At 62.4% G+C, this 17,306-nt stretch carries 19 protein-coding genes and 4 tRNA genes; 5 read left to right on the top strand and 18 right to left on the bottom strand.

The features are described 5' to 3' along the window. Positions 1–15: 15 nt before the first annotated feature. From GEOBRER4_RS14655 to GEOBRER4_RS14690, 8 genes are all read right to left on the bottom strand, one after another. A complete protein-coding gene (locus GEOBRER4_RS14655) occupies positions 16–1,338 on the bottom strand; it encodes an MFS transporter (protein ID WP_185242935.1) in 1,323 nt (440 codons plus the stop codon). A gap of 67 nt (positions 1,339–1,405) precedes the next feature. Further along, a complete protein-coding gene (locus GEOBRER4_RS14660) occupies positions 1,406–1,957 on the bottom strand; it encodes a formylmethanofuran dehydrogenase subunit E family protein (RefSeq protein WP_185242936.1) in 552 nt (183 codons plus the stop codon). After that, complete coding sequence (locus GEOBRER4_RS14665) at positions 1,951–2,652, bottom strand: aspartate/glutamate racemase family protein (RefSeq protein ID WP_185242937.1); 702 nt, start codon at positions 2,650–2,652, stop codon at positions 1,951–1,953. The genes GEOBRER4_RS14660 and GEOBRER4_RS14665 overlap by 7 nt, the downstream gene beginning before the upstream one ends. A 66-nt stretch (positions 2,653–2,718) precedes the next feature. Continuing rightward, positions 2,719–4,899: an SF1B family DNA helicase RecD2 gene (gene recD2, locus GEOBRER4_RS14670; protein ID WP_185242938.1), complete on the bottom strand. Its 2,181-nt coding sequence runs from the start codon at positions 4,897–4,899 to the stop codon at positions 2,719–2,721. A gap of 86 nt (positions 4,900–4,985) precedes the next feature. Further along, entirely contained in the window at positions 4,986–5,660 is a 675-nt protein-coding gene (locus GEOBRER4_RS14675; protein ID WP_185242939.1) for a hypothetical protein, read from the bottom strand. After that, a complete protein-coding gene (locus GEOBRER4_RS14680; protein ID WP_185242940.1) occupies positions 5,661–7,271 on the bottom strand; it encodes an AAA family ATPase in 1,611 nt (536 codons plus the stop codon). A gap of 140 nt (positions 7,272–7,411) precedes the next feature. Further along, positions 7,412–8,029: a CAP domain-containing protein gene (locus tag GEOBRER4_RS14685; protein WP_185242941.1), complete on the bottom strand. Its 618-nt coding sequence runs from the start codon at positions 8,027–8,029 to the stop codon at positions 7,412–7,414. Beyond that, entirely contained in the window at positions 8,026–8,304 is a 279-nt protein-coding gene (locus tag GEOBRER4_RS14690) for a hypothetical protein (RefSeq protein WP_185242942.1), read from the bottom strand. Before GEOBRER4_RS14690 ends, GEOBRER4_RS14685 begins: the two co-directional genes overlap by 4 nt. Before the next feature lie 104 nt (positions 8,305–8,408). On the opposite strand from GEOBRER4_RS14690, the gene GEOBRER4_RS20240 reads away from it, so the two are divergent. Together GEOBRER4_RS20240 and GEOBRER4_RS14695 are read left to right on the top strand one after the other, a co-directional pair. Further along, positions 8,409–8,531: a hypothetical protein gene (locus GEOBRER4_RS20240; protein WP_264177087.1), complete on the top strand. Its 123-nt coding sequence runs from the start codon at positions 8,409–8,411 to the stop codon at positions 8,529–8,531. Positions 8,532–8,613: 82 nt separating this feature from the next. Then, the gene (locus tag GEOBRER4_RS14695; protein ID WP_085811938.1) at positions 8,614–9,108 is read left to right on the top strand and encodes a hypothetical protein; all 495 of its coding nucleotides are present in this window, start codon (positions 8,614–8,616) and stop codon (positions 9,106–9,108) included. Between the two features lie 32 nt (positions 9,109–9,140). On the opposite strand, the gene GEOBRER4_RS14700 is transcribed toward GEOBRER4_RS14695, so the two are convergent. The 5 genes from GEOBRER4_RS14700 to GEOBRER4_RS14720 all read right to left on the bottom strand — a co-directional run bounded on the left by GEOBRER4_RS14700 (position 9,141) and on the right by GEOBRER4_RS14720 (position 13,324). Continuing rightward, a complete protein-coding gene (locus GEOBRER4_RS14700; protein ID WP_185242943.1) occupies positions 9,141–10,433 on the bottom strand; it encodes an NfeD family protein in 1,293 nt (430 codons plus the stop codon). Next, complete coding sequence (locus GEOBRER4_RS14705; protein ID WP_185242944.1) at positions 10,433–11,347, bottom strand: Clp1/GlmU family protein; 915 nt, start codon at positions 11,345–11,347, stop codon at positions 10,433–10,435. Before GEOBRER4_RS14705 ends, GEOBRER4_RS14700 begins: the two co-directional genes overlap by 1 nt. Before the next feature lie 36 nt (positions 11,348–11,383). Beyond that, complete coding sequence (locus tag GEOBRER4_RS14710) at positions 11,384–12,646, bottom strand: HD domain-containing phosphohydrolase (RefSeq protein ID WP_185242945.1); 1,263 nt, start codon at positions 12,644–12,646, stop codon at positions 11,384–11,386. Positions 12,647–12,779: 133 nt separating this feature from the next. Then, the gene (locus GEOBRER4_RS14715) at positions 12,780–13,133 is read right to left on the bottom strand and encodes a c-type cytochrome (protein ID WP_185242946.1); all 354 of its coding nucleotides are present in this window, start codon (positions 13,131–13,133) and stop codon (positions 12,780–12,782) included. A gap of 8 nt (positions 13,134–13,141) precedes the next feature. Beyond that, positions 13,142–13,324 (bottom strand): hypothetical protein, encoded by a 183-nt coding sequence (locus GEOBRER4_RS14720; RefSeq protein ID WP_185242947.1) that lies wholly within the window; start codon positions 13,322–13,324, stop codon positions 13,142–13,144. 134 nt (positions 13,325–13,458) lie between these two features. Here GEOBRER4_RS14720 and GEOBRER4_RS14725 point away from each other — a divergent pair, with 134 nt between their 5' ends. The 3 genes from GEOBRER4_RS14725 (at position 13,459) to GEOBRER4_RS14735 (ending at position 16,004) form a co-directional block, all read left to right on the top strand. Then, entirely contained in the window at positions 13,459–14,667 is a 1,209-nt protein-coding gene (locus GEOBRER4_RS14725) for a hypothetical protein (RefSeq protein WP_185242948.1), read from the top strand. Between the two features lie 212 nt (positions 14,668–14,879). After that, on the top strand, positions 14,880–15,323 hold the full coding sequence (locus GEOBRER4_RS14730) for a MarR family winged helix-turn-helix transcriptional regulator (RefSeq protein ID WP_185242949.1): 444 nt from the start codon (positions 14,880–14,882) through the stop codon (positions 15,321–15,323). Between the two features lie 87 nt (positions 15,324–15,410). After that, entirely contained in the window at positions 15,411–16,004 is a 594-nt protein-coding gene (locus tag GEOBRER4_RS14735; RefSeq protein WP_185242950.1) for a YceI family protein, read from the top strand. 112 nt (positions 16,005–16,116) lie between these two features. Here the strand turns inward: GEOBRER4_RS14735 and GEOBRER4_RS14740 are convergent, their stop codons facing one another. From GEOBRER4_RS14740 to GEOBRER4_RS14760, 5 genes are all read right to left on the bottom strand, one after another. Continuing rightward, entirely contained in the window at positions 16,117–16,479 is a 363-nt protein-coding gene (locus GEOBRER4_RS14740; RefSeq protein ID WP_185242951.1) for a hypothetical protein, read from the bottom strand. Positions 16,480–16,734: 255 nt separating this feature from the next. Then, positions 16,735–16,819 (bottom strand) — tRNA-Leu (locus GEOBRER4_RS14745). 54 nt (positions 16,820–16,873) lie between these two features. Then, positions 16,874–16,949: transfer RNA gene (locus GEOBRER4_RS14750), tRNA-His, on the bottom strand. Positions 16,950–16,961: 12 nt separating this feature from the next. Continuing rightward, positions 16,962–17,038 (bottom strand) — tRNA-Arg (locus GEOBRER4_RS14755). A 19-nt stretch (positions 17,039–17,057) separates the two neighbouring features. Continuing rightward, a tRNA-Pro gene (locus GEOBRER4_RS14760) sits at positions 17,058–17,135 on the bottom strand. Between the last annotated feature and the right edge of the window lie 171 nt (positions 17,136–17,306).

Consider the following 17,306-nt stretch of genomic DNA (forward strand, 5'->3'; position numbering starts at 1 on the left):
ACCTTTCCCCGCGGCTCAGCGCTCCTGCTTCGGCATGGGAGGCTGTTCCGCTGCGGTTTCCATTCCTTCTGCTACTTCCTTGATGATCCCCATACGGACATAGATCGGGCGCACCAGTTGCCTTATGCGCGGCAGGTGCCGGGCGAAGAGCACGGCTCCCGCGAGACAGCAGATAGCGCCCAAAAGAAGGGTGTCCCTGGGGCCGATCATCCTGGTCATGGCGCCGGCTCCCAGGCTCCCGAAGGGGGCCATCCCCATGAAGGCCACGGTGAAAAAGCTCATCACCCGCCCCCTTTTATCCTCCTCCAGGATGGTCTGCAGGATGGTGTTGCAGGAGGCGACGAGCGTCATGGCCCCGTACCCTGCCACCACCAGGGACAAAAGCGACAGCCACAGGGTCTCGGAGAGCGCGAAGCCGGCTACCCCCACGGCAAAAAAGACCGTCGAGGTCACGATCAGCCTCCCCAGTCCCAGCACCGTGCCGCGGGAGGCAAGATAGACGGTTCCGGCGAGGGCGCCGCAACCGGCCGCCGTCATCAGGAAGCCGAAGGTGTGGGCGCCGCCGTGCAGGATGTCTTTGGCGAAGACCGGGACCAGGATGGTGTAAGGCATGCCGGTCAGGCTCATCAGGGCCACGAGCAGCAGGATGCTCCTTATCGGCGCGAAGCCGAAGGAATAGACGAAACCTTCCTTCAGTTCGTGCAGGACGTGCCGCCCGGGTTTCGCACTCGCTGCGCGGGGCTCTATGCGCATGGCCGCGAGTGCCAGCAACACAGCCAGGTAGCTCGCACTGTTCAAAAGGAAGCAGATCCCCTCTCCCACCGATGCCACCAGGAGGCCGGCCACCGTCGGGCCGATCAGCCTAGCACCGTTGACCATCGAGGAGTTGAGGGCGATGGCGTTACCGAGGTCGTCTCGGTGCGCCACCATCTCGACTACGAAGGATTGCCTGACCGGGATGTCGAAGGCGTTCACCACGCCGAGCACGAGGCTCAGCGCTACTATGTGCCAGACCTGGACCACCCCCATGAGCACGGCCGCGGCCAGAACCGCCGCCTGCACCATGGCGAGAGCCTGGGTGAGCATCAGGATCCGCCTGCGGTTCCAGCGGTCGGCGAGCACACCCGCCACCGGCGAGAGCAGGAAGGTCGGGATCTGGCTGGTGAAGCCGACGACGCCAAGGAGAACGGCGGAGCCGGTCAGGCGGTAGACGAGCCAGCTCATGGCGACCTGCTGCATCCAGGTCCCCACCAGCGACACGCTTTGCCCCGCGACGAAGAGCCTGTAGTTCCTTGAGCGCAAGGCCCGCAGCAGGGTTTTCATTTTGGAGATGTCCATGGTCCCCTCCGTCCAGCCGCTTCATGATGAGGAGTACCGCGCGGCGCTTTTCAGGCGCCGTTTTCAGCTACTTGACCACCCTTACCTGTACCACGGCGACGTCGGGTGCGTTGCGAAACCAGCCGAGGATGTCGTCCGCAGCCCGATCCACCTGCTGACGCTCAGGAGAGCCGACCGGTAGCGCATTCCCTTTACCCCTTAGCTCCCGAAACTTCTTTCCCTTCTCTTCCGCGACCCTGGTCAGGCGCGCCTCGACCTGGCGGCCGTTCTTGTCCGCGGAAAGGAGCAGGCGGGTCTCTTTGTCGTCGACCACCTCGATTGCCTTGTTGCCGGAAGTGGTCCCCGCCGCTACCTGGACGCCGTCGATGGAGCAGTTGTTGGCGAAGCATTTTGCCTTCAGCTTCCCTTCTCCCCCGGCGGCCTTCAGCGCGGTCTTCGCCGCCAGGCCGAGCCTCGCCCCGATGAGGGAACCGGCGCAGGCGTGGCCGTGGAACCTTTCGAGGGTCTCGAAGAGGGCGCCGTTGCCTGTGGGTGCCGGTGCCAGGGCATCGGCTCCGGAGGGTAACAGCATCGCCAACATGACCAGGATCCCCTTTCTGAAGCTCGCTGCTGTCACCATCTCTGCTCCTTCCTGGCGTACTCCACCACGCTTTCCACGTGAATCGCCGTCGTGTTCAGGAATGGTATCCCGAATTCGTCCTTTAAAAGTATCAGCGGCAGCTCAGTGCAGCCGAGGATGACGGCGTCGATTCTCTCCTGCTCCTTCATCCGGCCGATCACGGCCAGAAGCCCTTCCCTCGTCTCTTCCCTGAAGATGCCCAGCTCGATTTCGGTCATCAGCTTTTCCTGGATGTACTCCCGGTCGGCAGCAGGCGGTACCACCACGGAGATGCCGGCGGCAGAAAACGGCGGCGCGAAAAAGTTCTCCTCCATGGTGAACTTCGTCCCCAGGAGCCCCACTTTCTTCACTCCCAGCCCCTTCGCCTTTTCCAGCGTAGCGGTGACGATGCTGATAAGAGGGATGGTGGATTTCGCCTGGACCTCGTCGAAGACGACGTGCGGCGTGTTGGCCGAGATGAAGGCGAAATCGGCACCGGCTTTCTGCAGCGCCTTCACCTTCGCCGTCAACAGGTAGACGAGGTGGTTCCACTCGCGCCGGGCCGCGAGGTCCAAAACCTCCTGCAGGCTCACGCTGTAGATGATGATCTCCGGGGTATCGAGGGTTCCGGCCCCTCTCGACGCCTCGATGATGCGCTTGTAGTAATCAAGCGTAGCTTCCGGGCCCAGGCCGCCAATCATGCCGATGGTTTTCATAGGTTATCCCGTCCCCTTTCTTGGATTTTGTATCAGTTCTTCCGGCTAATCGGGTCGCCCCCTGCGCTACGTAAGTGCTATCCTTCCCGCCAGCTTGGTCAGGCGACGGTGGGATCTGTGGTTCTGCACCGCCATGGCGAGCGCCTTCGCCTCGCCGATCACGACCACGAGCTTCTTTCCGCGGGTGACGGCGGTGTAAAGGAGGTTTCGCTCCAGCATGGTGTAGTGCTGCATGGCAAGCGGGATCACCACTGCCGCGTATTCCGACCCCTGGCTTTTGTGGATGCTGGTGGCGTAAGCGAGGCTCACCTCGTCCAGTTCGGCAAATTGATATTCTACCAGCCGGTCCTCGAAGTCCACGGTGAGGGCGCCTTCTTCCGGCCGGATCTCGACGATGCGGCCGATGTCCCCGTTGAAGACCTCCTTCTCGTAGTTGTTCACCGTCTGGATCACCTTGTCGCCGGGAGCGAAGCTGGTGCCGAAGCGCTCCACCTTGGGCGCAGCCCCGCCGTTAAGCACCCCCTGCAACTCGGCGTTCAGCGACCTGGTCCCCAGCCCGCCCCGGTTCATCGGCGTGAGCACCTGGACCTCGCGCACCGGATCCAAGCCGAAGCGCTTGGGGATGCGCTCCCTGACAACCTGCAGGAGCTTGTCGTGGATGTCCTCGGGAGTCGCCGCCGGGATGAAGTAGAAGTCGGCGAGTTCCTTCCCCTCGTTCTTCAAGGGCAGCTCGCCCCGGTTGATCCGGTGGGCGTTGACGATGATCCTGGAGCCCGCGGCCTGCCGGAAGATCTCGGTGAGCCGCACGGTCGGGACCGCGCCGGACTCGATGATGTCGGAGAGGACGCACCCAGGCCCCACCGACGGGAGCTGGTCCACGTCCCCGACGATGATGAGACCCGCATGGTCCGGGATGGCAGGGAGGAGTTTGTTCATCAGCACGACGTCGACCATGGACGCCTCGTCAATAACCAGGAGGTCGGTGTGCAGCGGATTCTCCCTGCCGCGCTTGAAGCCGAAGCTCTGCGGGTCGAATTCCAGCAGCCGGTGGATGGTCTTCGCCTCCATGCCGGTCGACTCGGTGAGGCGCTTCGCGGCGCGGCCCGTCGGCGCACAGAGGGTGACCCGGAGCGGCTTTCTGCCGATGACGCCCAGGATGCTGTTGACCAGCGTGGTCTTCCCCACCCCCGGCCCGCCGGTCACCACGACAACCTTGCTCTTGAGGGCGAGGCGGATGGCGTCCCTCTGCGAGGCGGAGAGTGTGATCCCCTTCTGGCTCTCCACCCAGGGGATCGCCTCTTCCGCGACGATGCCGCCCCAGGGAGGGGTGCCGGCGCTAAGGCGGGAAATCCCTGAGGCGACGCCGACCTCGGCCTTGTAGAGCGGCGCGAGGAAGAGGCAGGGGGAGCCGGAGATCTGGTCCGCGACCAGGTTCTCCTCGGCGAGTTCCGCCTCGATGGCGGATTCGATCACCGGTTGCGGGATCTCCAGCAGCCTGGCTGCGCTCTCGGCCAGCTCTTCGCGCAGCGCGGCGCAATGGCCGCCGGCCGACATCTCCTGCAGCACGTGACGCACCCCGGCCTGGGCGCGGATCATGGAATCGGGGGGGATCCCGAGCTTCGCAGCCAAGGCGTCGGCGGTCTTGAAGCCGATGCCGTGGATCTCCAGGGCCAGCCGATACGGGTTCTCCGTCACCTTGAAGATCGCTTCGTTGCCGTAGCTCTTGTAGATCCGCACCGCGCGGGCGGTCCCAAGGCCATGGGACTGCAGGAACACCATGATCTCGCGGATCGCCTTCTGCTCCACCCAGGTGGCGGCGACGGACTCCATCCGCTTGCGGCCGATCCCCGGGAGCTCAAGAAGCCTCTCCGGGTGTTTCTCGATGACGTCGAAGACCGCCTCGCCGAAGGATTTCACCAGCACCTTGGCGAAGTGATGCCCGATGCCGTGCACCATGCCGCTTCCAAGGTACTTCTCGATCCCCTCCAGCGTGGTTGGGGGGACCACCTGGATGTGCCCGGCCTTGAACTGCATGCCGTGGGTCCGGTCGTTGTGCCAGGAGCCGGTGCACTCAAGGTACTCTCCCGGCGTCACCGAGGCGGCGGCGCCGGTCACCGTCACCAGGTCGCGCTGCCCGGCCACCTTCACCCGCAGCACGCAGAACCCGGTCTCCTCGCTGTGGAAGGTGACCCGCTCCAGCGAGCCGGCGAGCCGCTCCACGTTTTCTGTTGGGGGTGCCTCTTTCATGGCAGGTCCGTTCGGGTCGGCAGTGGGAAAGCCACAGGCAAGCCTGCTGACATCGCATCAGTTTTTAGGGGAACCTTTCAGCGGTATTAATGCCCCGAAGAAAAAGGAAGGTCGAAGATCTGTCCGCCGCGCATCACCCGGACCTTGGTCTCCTTGATCTCCACCACCCGGGCGCCGGCGATCTCGGCTCCCTCTCCCACCAGGACTCCGTTAAGGACCGCCCGTCGCATGCGCCTCTCGTCCTGGTAGGCGATGCCCGAGATGGAGATGTCCTGCGCCCCGGACTGCACCCCGGCGGGTTCCCGCAGCCCCCCCACCTCCCCTTCTGCAGCGGCCGGGCGAGAGGAGGCCGGCGCCGGTTTGGGTCTGGCAGGCGCGGCGGCTGCCGGCAAGGAAGCGCTCTCCCCCTGGGAGGAGGGGGGTGGAGCCGTGACCGCGGCCGGTTGCAGGGAAGGTGCTACGGCTGGAGCGGCAGGCAGTGGGACGGCGGGGGGAGCTGCGGGGAGCGGCTGGGGAGCCGGAGCGGCCGCGACCGTCTCCTCCCTGGGCGCCTCGCTCCGGTTTCCCTTGAAGAGCACCCCCGCGCCGACGCCGACGCATAAAAGCGCCACGCCGATCAGCACCACTGGATACCGGGCCGGCTCCTTCGCCTGGGTCGCCATGCGGTAGCGGAGCACCTCCGGGCGCAGATCGTTAGCCGCTCCGCGCCGGCTCCTGCGCTCCTGTTCCATCTTTCTCAACGCGTCGAGGATCAGACTCATCTAGATTCGCCCCTGGTTGTGGGTCAAGGTTTGCAGCCCCGGCGGGAAAAATCCTCCGGCGCGCCGGTATAGCATCATCAGCGTCTGCCCACCGAGTTTCCCGTCCGCGGTCAACTGCTCCCGGCGCTGGAATTCGGCCACGCCCCCCTGGGTCTGTACGCTGAACACCCCGTTCACCGCGCCGTCGTAGCAACCCACCTGTTTCAAAAGCTCCTGCAGCAGCTTCACCCCGGCCGCCTTGTCGGCAGCTTTGCCGCGGGAGGAGATGCCGTGGAAGTCCTTCCAGAGCACGGTCGCCCCGCCGCTCCAGATCTGCGCCAGTTCTGCGCGGGTGAGCCTGTTCTTCCCGGCTATGGCCGGCGCCACGCCCACCGAGTCACGGTCGATGCTGAGCAGGGCGACAAGCCGCTCCCCTCCCCCCGGCACCGCTACGTGAAGCAGCGCCGGGGCGTCCAGGCGCGCCAGCGCGTCCAGGTTTCCCGACACCTTGGTCGCCGTCATCCCACGCTGGCGGGCGAGGCCGCGCAAAGTCGCCGGCTGTCCGGGGGTGGCTTGCGCCGCGGGGGCCTGCCAGGCGGCGAGCACAGCGTTCATTGAGGCAAGGAGGTTCTGCTGCTCCGGGGCAGCCGCAAGCCCTGCAAGCGCCGCTTCGCGCGACAGCGCGGGAGTGGTCTCAAGAGTGGCAGGCTCCGTCGGCAGCAGCGATCCGGAGAGCACGGAGAAGCCGGCGACGGCGAGGATGCAAAGGGCCACCCCCGCCGAGAGCGCCTTCATCGGTACGGCGCGGCGCCTTCGGGGAAGGGACTTGCGCAGGTCGGCTATGGCAAGAGCCGCCATTTCGGTGGAAACCTCCTTGCGTTCCTTGGTGTAGGCAAGCAGCAGGGCCCGGTCGCAGACTCCGTTGATGAGGCGCGGCAACCCCCCGGAAAACTTGAAGATGCGTCTGAGCGCGCCAAGCGAGAAGGTGAGCGGTTCCTGCCCGTTTGCGGCGAACCGGATGCGGTGCCTCACGTAGGCGCAGGTGTCGTCGAAGCCCATGGGCCTCAGGTGGTAGCGCACCGTGATGCGCTGGTCCAGCTGCCTCAGCTCCTCCCGCGACAGGAGCGCGTTCAGCTCCGGCTGCCCCACCAGCACGATCTGGATCAGCTTGTCGCTGTCGGTCTCCAGGTTGGAGATGAGCCGGACCTGCTCCAGCACCTCGACCGAGAGGTTCTGTGCCTCGTCGATCACCAGCACCACGGTGCGGCCGGCGCGGTTCTCCTCCAGGAGGTAGGCGTTCAGGGTGGTGTGCAGCTCGCGCATGTCGCAGCTGTCGCAGTTAAGCCCGAACTCGGAGTTGACCTCCTGCAAAAGCCCCAGGGGCGAAAGCGTCGGGTTGAAGATGAGAGCGGTGCGGTAGGTCTCCGGGTCGAGCTGGTTTAAGAGCGTGCGCACCATGGTCGTCTTGCCGGTCCCCACCTCGCCCGAAAGCTCGATGAAGCCGGCGCGGCTCTCGATGGCGAAGAGCAGGTGCGCGAACGCCTCCTGATGCGGTGAACTTAGGAACAGGAACGAGGGATTAGGGGTAAGCGCGAAAGGCGCCTCTTTGAAGCCGAAAGATTCCCAGTACATATATCCCCATTGGCCCCGGTGAGGGGGGGAGACGGATTCGGGTGGAGAAACGAGCCATTAGTCTATAGGTATTTGGGGCGGGAGTGTCAAGCAATTACTGGTGAGAGATGAAGGGGCGCTCATTCCGGGTGCGGCCCGCTCTACTTGCTCTTGTATCCAACTGCGAAATCCATGACGCACATGTTCCGGTACATCGGGTGCGGACCGCAGGCGACGCCCGCCGTGCCGAAGGAGGGCTCGAAGATGTTTTTTCGATGCCCGCGATCGGATACGCCGTCGTCAACGATAAGCTCCAGCACCATGCGGCGCGCCGTGTCGGGACCGTAGCCGATGTTTTCGGCGATGCTCCCCTGCCAGGCGCCGAAGCGCTCGATGCGCTGCTTCAGGTCGCCGCTCGTCCCCTCGTGGCCGGTCGCCCCCGAACCGGCCTGCTCCCGGACCAGTTCGGCTGCCGCCCGAGCCAGCCCCGGCGACCAGGAAAGGGCGGAAATGGGGCGCTGCCGGGAGAGAAAGGCGATCGCCTCGTCGACGGCGGCCACACCTTCTTTGGTCATGACCAGGTTGAAAGAACCGGGAACCCGGTACCCCTTTCCGATGAAGTACCCCCTCATTTCCTTGAGGTAGCCGACATAGCGGGCGGGGTCGGAGCGGGCGACGTTGGTCTCCAGCAAGAGCTCGCGTGCCATCTCCCCGCGCGACGCCTGCGCGGACGTCACCGACAGCAAGAGCACGATCCAGACCGCCAGTACCGTTTTCATGCCTTCCTCCCCTCAAGCATCGCCAGCCTCGCTTCAAACACCTTCATGGCGTCGGCCAAGGTCGCCTCGATGTCGTCCCCATAGACGGTGAAGTAAAGGTAGTTCCCCGAGTAGTGGTGCCAGTTGAGATCTTCGACCAGGAGCGGCTCCAGGTAGCGCTCCATCTTCTCGTAAGAGTAAAACGGGTCGCCGTTGGGCCAGGTCCGCCTGAGCTTTTGCGCCTGCCCCTCGGTGAGGGGAATCCGGTAGCGCACCGAAACCACTTCAGCCTTCATCTGAAACTACCTCCTTATCCCTCACCCCATCCACTCTCCCAGAGGGAGGGATTGACCGCTCCCGGAAAAGAGCCCGGGGGAAAGCATATAGGGAGAAGCGCGCGTTGACAACGTGGCAATGCCACAGCGCGAAGGACGCCGCGGGGAAGATGTCGGCGCCGGAGCCGGTGAAGCAGCGTGGAGCGCGGCTGTTCGAGCTGCGCCGGAAAGAGATGAGGGAAAGATAATTAAGGTGACAGGCTTGATTTTTCACGCAGGTCGGCTTTATTTTTATCTTGTCAATCCACCCACAAAAGCACAGGTGAGCATATGCGCCTTTCACTTTACCTGGAACATGGAGAGCAGTTTTCTCGGGCCGCCCTGAAACTGCCGGTACGCACTCCCATAGACATTGAGTCGACCCTTTTGAACTGCTTCATCGAGGTGTTGCCGGTAGCGGCGTCGCACTACGTGGGGCCGGACCACCTTCCGGGGATAGAATTTCCGCATCCTGAGATGCGGGTGGTATTCCAGCTGAAGGAGCATCCGCAGGTTGCGGCGATCTACTCCATCGACGTCTTTGTCACCGATGCGACCCTGAGCCTGGTGAGCCATGCCCAGGGGCACACCCACGTCGAGATCAACCGCAGGTCCGCCCATATCGAGCGGCTGATCGCCAACAAGCAGAACGGGCTCCTGGAGCTGATCGGCTGCAGCCACACGCTGTTGATCGACAGGCTGTCGCAGGCCTTTCTCGATCTGCGCGGCGCCTATCTAAATGCACTGAACGAAGAGGGGTGCCTCCCAGTCCCGCACCACTACTAATTGGCTCCTCCCCCCAGCGGGGGGAGGTTTCCTCAGATTTTCTCCTTGCCAGCGGTTTCGACTGTCAGATGCAGCCCCTTTACCTCCACCACCCGCACCCTCTCCCCCGCCCGGATAGTTTCGCCGCTCACCGCGTTCCAGTACTCGCCGCGCACCAGCACCCTCCCCTCGGGGTCTATGTCGCTGTCCGCCACCCCCTCCTCACCGAGCATCCCCTCCGCGCCGGTGATCGGCTTTTCCCGGTGCGCCTGCACCACCTTGGCTACGACAACGATGAAGAACCCTGCGGTGAGGAGCACGGTCGAGATGAGGACGCTCCAGGAAAGGCGCAGGTACGGCTCCGGCGAGGGGAAGAGCATGAGCGAGCCGAGCACCATGGAAACAATCCCCCCGACCGCGAGCATCCCATAGGAAACCACCTTGATCTCGGCGATGAAGAGGACGATGGCGAGCAGGATCAGGGCGATGCCGGCGTAGTTTACCGGCAGGGTCTGCAGGGCGAAGAACGAGAGGAGCAAGGAGATCCCCCCGATCACCCCCGGCAGGATCACCCCAGGGTTGGAGAGCTCGAAAAAAAGCCCGGCGATCCCGAGTAGCATCAGCATATAGGCGACATCCGGGTTACTGATGGCGTCGAGGATCTTGTCCCGGGTCCCCATCTCGTAGCTTTTCACCCGCGCCCCGGAAAGGTGCAGCACCGCCTCCTTCCCCCCCCGGAGCACCTTGCGCCCTTCCAGCTTCTCCAAAAGTTCCTGCCGGTTCCCGGCAACCAGGTCGATCACCCCCTGCTGCAGTGCCGCCTCAGAGGTGAGCGAGATGCTCTCGCGCACCATGCGCCGGGCGAGCTCCACGTTGCGGCCGCGCTTTTTCGCGATGCTGTCGACATACGCCTCGGCGTCATTGACCACCTTCGACTCCATCACCTGGTCCGGCTTGCCGCCACCGAGCCCCACCGGGTGCGCGGCGCCGATGTTGGTGCCCGGGGCCATGGCCAGGATGTCCGCCGACAGCCCTATCACCGCCCCGGCCGAAGCGGCCCGGGCTCCTGAAGGGGTGACGTAGACCGCGACCGGAACCGGGCTCGCGAAGATGGCCTGCACCGCGTCGCGCATCGCCGTGTCGAGCCCCCCAGGGGTGTCCATCTCGACCAGAAGGAGCTGGTCACCGCGTCTTCCCGCCGCCTCCAGGCTCTGCTTCAGGAACCCGGAGGTGACCGGGTTGATCGGGCCGCGCACCGAGATCACCGCCACCCGGGGCTCATCCCCGAAAAGCCGCATCGGCAGCACCAGCCCCAGAACCAGCAACAACAGGAGTAGATGTCTCATCACGGACCTCCACGCGCTACCCTCTCACCCTCGGGGAGCGGGTCATCATCGCCTAAAAGCGGCGCCTTGGGATCGTAGCTGAAATCCCCCAGGATCACGCGGTCGATGCCGCGCAGGGAGGAGAGAGCGGTTGAAACGGTGAGCGAATCGGCATCCGCCTCGGTCACCACCGCCAGCGCCCGGGTCTCGGCGAGATGGTTGAGGCCGATGACGGTACCCGCCTCGGGCGGGGTGAAAACGGGGTGCACCGGTGCGCCACGGTGCAAAAAGACGAGCCTGCGCGTGGCGATCATCGTTTCCCGCGCGCCTTCAAGGTGCGCCGCCAGCCTCGCCTGCCGGCGCCGTATGCGCTGCACCGGGCTGCGGCGCAGCACGTGGTCAGAGGGAGGGAGCCGGACGATCTCGACCCTGTCTGGCACCGCACGCAGGATGGGATCGAGCTCGGAGCCGCCGGTAACGGCAACCACGAGTTCAGGGGCGACGGCGCGGATCTTGGCGAGCTTCAGCGCCACTCCCAGCGGACCGTCCACCAGTCCGGTGCTGTCAACGAGGGTAAGTGGGGCTTCCTGGCGCGAGTCGAGCACCATCCTGCCGGTCTCGGCGGCAAGCAGCGAAAGGATGGGAGCGGGGGTGACGGAGCCGAGAAAGGAGAGATGCTCCCAGCGAAGCGGGCCCTCTTCGGGAGCGGCGCGGAAGCTGCGCCGGCTCACCGCGCCGGGGAGCCCAAGAGAGGACTGCCCGACGTCGGCGTCGACGAGCGCCACCGGGTGGCCGGCTTGGCAGAGTTGCGTCAGCAGGTACCGGATCAACGTGGTCTTGCCGGAATCGCTTCGCCCCAGGAAGAACGCGCTCCCCTTGAGCGAGGCCAGCCGCTTCAGGAGTTCCTCCCACCCGGGACTGGGGACGATGGTCATGGCGCGCTCCGTGGCTGGCGGCTCTGGCCTTGAGTATCAGGGCTGAGCCGACAGCGTAGACGGCTGCTGATCCGGGTAAAGCTTGGCGATCTGTTGGAAGGAATCCAGGCAGCACTCGAACAGCACCTCAACCAGCTCCGGGTCGAACTGCTTGCCCGCCTCTTCCCTTATGGTGTCCAGGACCTTTTCATGGTCCCAGGCCTCCTTGTAGCACCTGCTGCAGGAGAGCGCGTCGTAGACGTCGGCTATGGCGACGACCCTGCCGAAGAGGGGGATCTCCGCCCCCCGCTTGCCGCGAGCCCCCCCCTGCCCCGTCTCGAACCCCGGCAGCGGCTGGCGCGTGCGCGGGTCGATGTGCCCGGGATACCCCTTACCGTCCCACCTCTCGTGGTGGTTCATGATCACCACCGCGGCCGACTCGTCGAAATCCGAGTAGATGTCGCTGAAAAGGTCGGCGCCGTAGACGGTGTGCAGCTTCATGGCGTCGAATTCCTCCGGGGTGAAGCGCCCGGGCTTCTTCAGGATGGTGTCCGAGATCGCGACCTTACCCACATCGTGCAGCATGGCCGCCATGCGCAGCACGTCGCGGTTCTTGTCGATCTCCTGCTGCGGCAGTCGTTTTCTCGTGGCCCAGGCCTCGTAGAGCGCGACGGCGTAAGAGGCTACCCGGTTCACGTGCGGGCCGGTCTCCTTCGGGTCGCGCATCTCGGCCATGCGGTTCATCCTCAGGATGATCTCGCGGGTCATCTTGGCCCTTTCCACGGCGTTGGCCGCGGAGTTGGCGAAATAGGTGATGATGTCGTCGTTGTTGCCGGAAAAGGGGATCACGCTCCCGTCGCGGTCCATGGCGTTGATCAACTGCAATACGCCTATCACGTCGTCCCGGTGGTTCTTGAGAGGGACGGTGAGCATGGAGCGGGTACGGTAGCCGGTCATCTCGTCGTAGTGGCTGTTGAAGGAGAAGGGATAGACCGGGTCGATGCAGGAGACATCGGGGATGTTGAGGATGGAGCCGTTCAACGAGACGTAGCCGGCAATCGAGCTAGTGCTGATGGGAACGGTGAAGGTCGCGTAGGGAAGCTTGCGCCCGACCGGCAGCCGGCGTTGCATGGTGTCGTTCTGGGCATGGCTGAACCTGAGCAGGTCCCCTTCCTTCACATAGATGGAACCTGCGTCGCAATTGGTGAAGCTGCGCGCCTCTGTCAGTATCTTCTCCAGAAGCAGGTCGATATCCTTTATCTGCGATATCTCCAGACCGAGATGCAGTGCCTTGATCAGCTTGCTGTCTGGTCCACCCATAGTCTCAGGCCCCTCTTCAGAGAATAACCGCCAAAAGCTCGCGGTATTGTTCCATTAAAGAGGGGTTTTTGCAAGATCTAAGCAAAGAAAAGCACTCTCCCCACCTCTGGCGGCAGGGTGAGATACTACCGGCTTATCGGTTCTCCCCGGGCGGGGGTGGCGAACTCCTAAGGAGGGTCACGTACTCCAGCATCTCGTCGAGTTCCTCTCCGGTTATGAGCTCCCTCGAGAAAGCGGGCATGGCGCCCGCTCCGGCCCGCACCTGCGCCTTGATCATGAACCCGGGCAACGGCTTGTTGTTCAGGGCAAACGCGAGCCCCTTCTCCCCTCCGGGATGGCACTTGTTGCAATGGGCCATGAACCCACGCTCCCCCCGGGCCAGCTTGGCGTTGTCGATCTTCAACGGCTCCGAGACAGGCTCCCCCCGCCGGGCGGAGCACCCGGCGCAAAGCGCCAGCATAAGAGCGGCTACGATAACAGTACGCATTTCTCCCCCTACTTTTGTTCTTCCCGCGCTATGCGCCACAAGACGCCGTCTTCGGGCTTCAGCGCCCGCACCCCGTCCTGCGGCAGCACGGTCAGCTTTCCGCCGCCCGAGGTGGGGCGCAACTCGTAGCAGCCGCACAATGCAGCCCCAACGAGCAGCGCCAGGCACCATATTTTAATAAGTTTCGCCATCGCCGGGTACTTATTGATGTTTTTTAATCCAGCCAATTATAGAGAACGAAGTAGCCCTGTCAAGCGGACCGGTCAGTTTGACTGCCCTTCCCCTCTTTGTATAATTGGCGAATTCTAACCAAAGGAGGTTCAACGTGAGCTTTAATCCCTTCAAGGAACGCGGCATCGCCGTCGACAAGCAGCTGAGGAACTGGCAGGAGTTGAACGTCAAGCCCTACGACAAGAACGAGGCGCATCCCTACACCAAGGCGCGCATCATCCTGATGAACGGCGTGGAGGTAGAGGGGGCCATCTTCTCGCACCAGTTCGCCCGCAACTGCAACGACCCTGAACTGAAAAAGCAGCTGGCCCTCACCCGCAGGGTCGAGCAGCAGCAGCAAAAGACCATCAACTGGCTCTCGCCGGGCGACGAATCGCCGCTTGAGACCACCATCGGCTACGAGCAGGTCGCGGTCGATCTGACCGCCTTCCTCGCCGCCAACGTTCCCGACCCGTACGTGAAGCAGGTCTTCGACTTCGGCCTTCTGGAGGACTTCGACCACCTGTACCGTTACGCCAACCTGCTGGAGATGACCCAAGGGGTGAAGGCCGAGAAACTGGTCGGGAAGCTGACCGAGATCACCCCGGGGCGCCCGACCATCAAGGAGCACCGCCACCCCTTCGATGACGTGAGAAAGCCGATGAACCGGATGGCGGCGGACCCGCTCACCAAGCTCTACACGCTGACGCTCGTGGCGGGCGAGCAGCAGACCATGAACTTCTACATGAACATCGGCAACACGCTGCAGGATCAGGTCGGGCGGGGATTGTACCAGGAGATCGCCATGATCGAGGAACAGCACGTCACCCAGTACGAATCGCTGCTCGACCCGCAGACCCCCTGGATCGAAAACGCGCTCCTGCACGAGTACAACGAGTGCTGGCTCTACTGGTCCTTCCTGCAGGAAGAGACCGACCGGCACGTGAAGCCGATCTGGGAACTGCACCTGGGCATGGAGCTCACCCACCTCCAGAACCTCGGCAAGATCGCCGGCAAGATGGGGGTCGACCTGGATCAGGTCCTGCCACAGAGCTTGCCGGCGCCGCTGCAGTTCAAGTCCCAGGTGAATTACGTCAGGGAGATCCTGGCCACCCAGATCGACTACAACGTCTTCGAGACCGAGATCGGGCCGCCGGACCAGCTCCCGGAAAACAGGCGCTACGTCGAGTGCCAGGACCTGCTCAACGCGCAGGGGGCGCCAAGCGAGGAAGTGATCAATATGAACCAGCGCAAGAACGGGCAGGACTACCGCCTGGAGCTGGCGGGGCAGCACCCGGTGAAGGAACTGCGCCAGAAGAAATAGACTGTCCCATCAGGATCAGGCGGGGTGAAAGCCCGCCCTATACGACCGCTTCCGTAACTACGGAAGCGGTTTTTTCATACCCCTTATTTCCGTATTTACAGCCACTTAAAAATTTCATACCGAGGGCTTAAAAAAATAGTTTGACATTCAATCGATACAGTATTAGCTTAACATCAATCGATAAAACATCGAATGTTTCAGGAGAGGTTACCGTGGCAGAGAAAAAAAATTCATATCGCGCACTGAACACCTACACCAAGCTGATGCGGGCTTCCGAGTCGGTAACCAGCAGGGTGGGTCGGAAGATGTCCGAAGCGGGACTCACCATCAGCCAGTTCGGGGTCCTCGAGGCGCTGTTCCACAAGGGGGCCATGTGCCAGCGCGACGTGGCCGCGAAGATCCTCAAGAGCACCGGGAACATCACGCTCGTCATAGACAACTTGGAAAAGCAGGAGCTGGTCAGGCGGGAGCGCAGCCTGGAAGACCGGCGTTATTACACCGTCGTTCTCACCGACAAGGGACGGGCGCTGATAGAGGTCGTTTTCGCAGGGGTCGAGGCAGCCATCGTGTCGGAGATGAGCATCCTGACCGAACAGGAACAGGAAACGCTGGGAGAGTTGTGCAAGAAACTTGGAATACGGGAGGGACAGGGATAACAGCAAAGCCTTTTTTTTCAGCAAATAATTCGACATCAAAACACATAACCTAAAACCATTAAACAAAAACCTAAAAAGGAGTACACCATGAAAAAGATATTTGCATCCATCGCAGCCATAGCAGCACTGGCACTTCCCGTCATCGCCTCCGCCTCCACCTGGAACATCGACCCGGACCATTCCAACATCGGCTTTAAAGTGCGCCACCTGATGGTCTCCAACGTCAAGGGGAGTTTCGAAAAACACCGCGGCGTCCTGGAACTCAACGACAAGGACATCACCAAGTCCAAGGTTTCCGTCACCATCGACACAGCATCGGTCAACACCAATGTCGCCAAGCGCGACGAGCACCTGAGGAGCGCCGACTTCTTCGACGCCGCCAAGTACCCGACGATGACCTTCACCTCCAAGAAGGTGGCCAAGGCCGGCAAAGGCAAGCTCAAGGTGACCGGCGACCTGACCCTGCACGGCGTGACCAGGGAAGTGGTGCTGAACGTTGAAGGACCGGCCAAGGAGAGCAAAGACCCCTGGGGCAACCTGAGAAGCGGCGTTGTCGGCAGCACCAAGATCAACCGTAAGGATTTCGGCCTCGTGTACAACGCGGCCCTTGAGACCGGCGGCGTCGCAGTAGGCGAGGACGTCGACATCACCCTTGAAATAGAGATGATAAAGGCGAAATAACTAAGACAGCCTCTTTTCAAAACATAAACTCCCCGCCGGCAGCCCCGGCGGGGAGTTTTGTTTTTTGTGGTCGTTTTTGGTAATTAGGACGAGGTCCTGCGCACCGGATTTATCACCAGTGACCGATCAAACGCACCTGGCGCCCGGAAGCGGAAATCCAGAACTGGCCGTTCACAAGCTCTCCCAAAACGGAACCGGTGCCGGCTCCCAGGGCGCCCGCAAGAAGATCTGGCCAGCTGAAGTGGTAGCCTGAGAACTCGTCCACGCACTCGATGATGAATCCCGGCACCAGGGCTGCGCCCGTGGAGGCAGCAACCCTCTCCCCCGGTCCCATCTGGGTCGCGGTGTGATAGACAACGCTGTCTGCGACCCCCCCCAAGGCGGCACTCCCCGCAAAATGCGACACCTTGTCGGACTCGACCGCGAAGGAAGGGTTGGCAACAAGTAAAAGCACGAGCAAGATTACTGATCTCATCGTGACCTCCCCTGAATGGTTGTGTGTAGACTCGCCACTCAGGGCTAATAATACCGGATTTTTCCCGAATGGCAGTGATCGCTGCCCCTTCACCCATCCCGTTCTGCGGTAGGAAGAACCTTACTTGCAAACGGTGCAGCACCAAAGAGACGACCATCTGCGGGTAACGCAGGAAGGTGGCAAGAAAGGATGCAAAGGCTGGGCGCAAAAAACAAAAGGGCTACCCGTTAGCGGATAACCCTTTGAAATCGTAAGTGGTGCGAGAGAGGGGACTTGAACCCCTATACCTTGCGGTGCCAGATCCTAAGTCTGGTGCGTCTGCCAATTCCGCCACTCTCGCGAACTTTGAGTGCTGAAACAACAAACCCCGCTTTTAGACGGGGTCATTAATTATTGGGGTGGGTAGTGGGATTCGAACCCACGTATGAACGAGTCACAGTCGTTTGTGTTAACCGCTTCACCATACCCACCATATTAAATTTTGGCACGCCTGAGAGGGTTCGAACCTCTGACCTACGGCTTAGAAGGCCGTTGCTCTATCCAGCTGAGCTACAGGCGCAGAGAAAAGCTGACTTGAGTGGTCGGGGTGAGAGGATTCGAACCTCCGGCCCCCTGCTCCCAAGGCAGGTGCGCTAGCCAGGCTGCGCTACACCCCGATTCAAGAAGCACGTTTATAGCACAGCATTTCCGGCTGTGCAAGCAGATTTTTCCCGTAAACGGCAAAACTATTTGGCTCGCACAATAGAAAAACTATGAGTCGTCAGATGTATGAAAGGGATCACGATGAAGAACAAAGCTCATGTCTTATCCCCTGCATCCCCTTCATC

This window comes from Citrifermentans bremense (assembly GCF_014218275.1).
GTDB lineage: Bacteria > Desulfobacterota > Desulfuromonadia > Geobacterales > Geobacteraceae > Geomonas > Geomonas pelophila.

Bases quoted from the DNA above. Each gene is read 5' to 3' on its own strand.
- GEOBRER4_RS14655 (WP_185242935.1), bottom strand. From the start codon at position 1,338: ATGGACATCTCCAAAATGAAAACCCTGCTGCGGGCCTTGCGCTCAAGG.
- GEOBRER4_RS14660 (WP_185242936.1), bottom strand. From the start codon at position 1,957: ATGGTGACAGCAGCGAGCTTCAGAAAGGGGATCCTGGTCATGTTGGCG.
- GEOBRER4_RS14665 (WP_185242937.1), bottom strand. From the start codon at position 2,652: ATGAAAACCATCGGCATGATTGGCGGCCTGGGCCCGGAAGCTACGCTT.
- recD2 (WP_185242938.1), bottom strand. From the start codon at position 4,899: ATGAAAGAGGCACCCCCAACAGAAAACGTGGAGCGGCTCGCCGGCTCG.
- GEOBRER4_RS14675 (WP_185242939.1), bottom strand. From the start codon at position 5,660: ATGAGTCTGATCCTCGACGCGTTGAGAAAGATGGAACAGGAGCGCAGG.
- GEOBRER4_RS14680 (WP_185242940.1), bottom strand. From the start codon at position 7,271: ATGTACTGGGAATCTTTCGGCTTCAAAGAGGCGCCTTTCGCGCTTACC.
- GEOBRER4_RS14685 (WP_185242941.1), bottom strand. From the start codon at position 8,029: ATGAAAACGGTACTGGCGGTCTGGATCGTGCTCTTGCTGTCGGTGACG.
- GEOBRER4_RS14690 (WP_185242942.1), bottom strand. From the start codon at position 8,304: ATGAAGGCTGAAGTGGTTTCGGTGCGCTACCGGATTCCCCTCACCGAG.
- GEOBRER4_RS14695 (WP_085811938.1), top strand. From the start codon at position 8,614: ATGCGCCTTTCACTTTACCTGGAACATGGAGAGCAGTTTTCTCGGGCC.
- GEOBRER4_RS14700 (WP_185242943.1), bottom strand. From the start codon at position 10,433: ATGAGACATCTACTCCTGTTGTTGCTGGTTCTGGGGCTGGTGCTGCCG.
- GEOBRER4_RS14705 (WP_185242944.1), bottom strand. From the start codon at position 11,347: ATGACCATCGTCCCCAGTCCCGGGTGGGAGGAACTCCTGAAGCGGCTG.
- GEOBRER4_RS14710 (WP_185242945.1), bottom strand. From the start codon at position 12,646: ATGGGTGGACCAGACAGCAAGCTGATCAAGGCACTGCATCTCGGTCTG.
- GEOBRER4_RS14715 (WP_185242946.1), bottom strand. From the start codon at position 13,133: ATGCGTACTGTTATCGTAGCCGCTCTTATGCTGGCGCTTTGCGCCGGG.
- GEOBRER4_RS14720 (WP_185242947.1), bottom strand. From the start codon at position 13,324: ATGGCGAAACTTATTAAAATATGGTGCCTGGCGCTGCTCGTTGGGGCT.
- GEOBRER4_RS14735 (WP_185242950.1), top strand. From the start codon at position 15,411: ATGAAAAAGATATTTGCATCCATCGCAGCCATAGCAGCACTGGCACTT.
- GEOBRER4_RS14740 (WP_185242951.1), bottom strand. From the start codon at position 16,479: ATGAGATCAGTAATCTTGCTCGTGCTTTTACTTGTTGCCAACCCTTCC.